Genomic DNA, 428 nt, shown 5'->3' with positions numbered 1-428 from the left:
CATAAAGAACGCGCCCGGAAAGTCAAGTCCAAGCGCCTTCTTGCCCCGTTTTGACGCGGCGGAACTCGCCGCGTCAGGCGTTCTCCCTGACCTGCAGATCGGCCTTCTTCCAGTCGCCGGTGGTGTTCCACCAGCGGTTCGGATTGGTATGGTCGTCGAGTCCCTTGGAACGGCTGGTCAGCAGCGGCTGAATGCGGATCACAGGCTCCTGGTAGGAATGGGCCTGGAATATTGCTTCGGCGACACGGGCGGCGAGCGCCTGATCGTCGGGCAGTTCGAACGACACCTCGACCGTGCCCGGCCGCCTGCGCAACTCGATCTCGGCGCCCGCGGCAGCGCCTTCGAGCGTCCGGTAGCGCTCTATTCCTTGCGCCGACTGGTAGGCATTGCCGTCATACTTGCCCATGCGCAGGGGCGTGATCGCCACC

The 428-nt window shown here is 64.3% G+C and carries 1 protein-coding gene; it reads right to left on the bottom strand.

Annotated features, from left to right (window positions below; translation table 11 throughout):
* Positions 1-73 precede the first annotated feature (73 nt).
* Positions 74-428 (bottom strand): hypothetical protein (locus EOA60_RS37080; RefSeq protein ID WP_128312830.1); only part of this gene is annotated, 355 nt, incomplete at its 5' end.

Source organism: Mesorhizobium sp. M1A.F.Ca.IN.020.06.1.1, assembly GCF_004023265.1.
GTDB lineage: Bacteria > Pseudomonadota > Alphaproteobacteria > Rhizobiales > Rhizobiaceae > Mesorhizobium.
The sequence above is the reverse complement of the archived record's forward strand: the minus strand, read 5'-3'. Positions and strand labels throughout refer to the sequence as shown.